Genomic DNA, 2,325 nt, shown 5'->3' on the forward strand with positions numbered 1-2,325 from the left:
AGTGTGTGCTGTATCTGGGCGCGGTGATTGCCGACCTGTCCGGGCGACATATGCCGGAACCGTTTCGGCGAGTGAACGGGCAGCTGCGGCTGCAATGCCAGCAGCGAGACTTTGCCGACTATGTGGACGCCGCATTTGCGCAGATCGCCCGCAATGCCCGGGGCAATCTTGCGGTGCTGGCCACGCTGGGGAGTTCGCTGGCGATGCTGGAACGTACCGTGCCGGCAGAGCGGCTGGGGCCGATACAGCAGCAGCGACGCCACTGGGCTATGCAGGTGCGTGAGAGCCTGTCGCGGGAGGACCGGCTGACCCTGAAGATGTGAAAGGGGCGGGCTCAATAGGTCGGCTTGAGTGCGCGCCATATTCATGGGATGATTTCCTTAAATTCATAGGATGACCATATGAATAAAGCAAAATTACCCCGTCTTTCTCTGGTGGACAGCGCCGTGGCTGAGTTGCGCAGCGCCGTGGCGCGCGGTGAATGGCCGGTGGGTGAACGTATCCCCACCGAGCCCCGGCTTAGCGAGCAATTCGGTGTGGGCCGCAACACGGTGCGTGAAGCCGTGCGGGTACTGGTCCATGCGGGGCTGCTGGAAACCCGGCAGGGCGACGGCACCTATGTGCGTGCCCGGCTGGACCCCGCCGAAGCATTACGGCGGGTGGAGCGCAGCACCCTGCGCGACCAACTGGAAATGCGGGTGGCGCTGGAGGCAGAAGCCGCCCGGCTGGCGGCCCAGCGCCGTGATGGTGCGGATCTGGACGCCATGCGTATGGCGCTGGCAACTCGCGGCGCGGCGGGGCAGAACCTGCCCCTGCGCATTCAGCATGACCGTGATTTTCACCAGGCGATGATTGCGGCGGCCCACAATCGCGCGCTGGCGGAACTGTACCGTTATTTCAGTGAAGCGGTGTCTCGCACCATTGCGCGCACGGAATACGATGACTCCCTGCCGGAGCCCGGCCAGCAAGACCATGAAACCCTGCTGGCGGCTCTGGAGCGGGGCGATGCGGATGCCGCCGAGCGTCAGGTTCGGGCCATGCTGGCGCCTGCGCTGGCGGCGTTGCAGGCGCCCTGATGATGGGCCTGCTGCGCCGGCTGGATGGTTTCACGCTGCTATTGTTGATGGTGATCGTCGCTGCCACGGTGTGGCCGGCTAGTGGTGGTTTGGCGGAGGGGTTGTCGCAGCTGTCCACGCTGGCGGTGGCGGTGCTGTTCTTTGTGCACGGGGCTGCGTTGTCCCGTAAACAGGTGCTGGCCGGGGCCATGCATTGGCGGCTGCATTTGTTTATTTCTTCGCTGACCTTCGTGGTCTTCCCACTGGCGGTTTTGCCGGTGTCGTTGCTGGCGCCGCAATGGATCCCGCCAGAGCTGGCGTTGGGGTTTCTGTATTTGGGAGTGTTGCCGTCCGCAGTATCGTCGTCCATTGCGTTTACCGCCATGGCGCGGGGCAATGTGCCCGCTGCGGTGTGCAGTGCTGCCGCCTCCAATGTGTTCGGCATGATGCTCACCCCCTTCCTGTTGATGCTGATGGTGTCCGCCAGTGGTGATGGTGCCTTTGATGTGACCGGGGCGCTGAAAGGCATTGTGTTGCAGTTGTTGCTGCCGTTTGCCCTGGGGCAGTTACTGCGCCCGAAGCTGGTGGGGCTGTTGTCGCGCTGGCCCGGCTTTGTTGGCCGTTACGATCAGGGCGTGATTATGTTGATCGTGTATGTGGCCTTTTCAGAATCAGTGAACGAGGGGTTGTGGCAGCAGTTGCCGGTGGCGTCGTTGTTGCTGGCGGTGGGCTTGTGCCTGTTGTTGCTGGCACTGGTGATCGGCTTGTCCATGCTGCTGGCGCGGCGTTTGGGCTTGAGCCTGGCGGATGAAATCGCGGCGGTGTTTTGTGGTTCGAAGAAAAGCCTGGCGTCCGGCTTGCCCATGGCCAAGGTACTGTTCGTGGCCAATCCCGGTTTCGGCATGATCGTGCTGCCGATCATGTGCTACAACCAGATCCAGATTCTTTGCGGGGCGTTCCTGGCCGGGTATTACCGGCGCAAGGTTGAGGCGCAGCCTGAGAGCCTTGGTGGGGTATCCTGAGCATGGGTTTGTCGGATTACGGCCTTCGGCCTCTCTGTGCCCTTGGGTAAATACGACCTTGTGTCTCTCCGGCGGAAGGATTTGCTACCCTTCCGCCACTGCTGGCGGGCAACCCGTATTCGACCTGAGGCCCTGAGCCTGTGATGTAGATAGGTCCCGCCAGCATTTCTCTCAAAACTTGAACGGTATCCGAGCCCTTCGTTGACCGGATGAGGCTGCACGAACAAGGAGAAGTGGAGAGATGGCTA

3 protein-coding genes are annotated in these 2,325 nt (G+C 62.1%); all 3 read left to right on the top strand.

Going from position 1 to position 2,325, the window contains the following annotated elements; genetic code table 11:
• On the top strand, nucleotides 1-323 hold a 323-nt coding region (locus A3754_RS17780), incomplete at its 5' end, for a DUF2254 family protein (protein ID WP_156497058.1).
• 78 nt (nucleotides 324-401) lie between these two features.
• Nucleotides 402-1,076: a FadR/GntR family transcriptional regulator gene (locus tag A3754_RS17785; RefSeq protein WP_063520773.1), complete on the top strand. Its 675-nt coding sequence runs from the start codon at nucleotides 402-404 to the stop codon at nucleotides 1,074-1,076.
• Nucleotides 1,076-2,077, top strand: a complete 1,002-nt coding sequence (locus A3754_RS17790; protein WP_063520774.1) for a bile acid:sodium symporter family protein — start codon at nucleotides 1,076-1,078, stop codon at nucleotides 2,075-2,077. The genes A3754_RS17785 and A3754_RS17790 overlap by 1 nt, the downstream gene beginning before the upstream one ends.
• Nucleotides 2,078-2,325 lie beyond the last annotated feature (248 nt).

The organism is Alcanivorax sp. HI0083 (genome assembly GCF_001635175.1).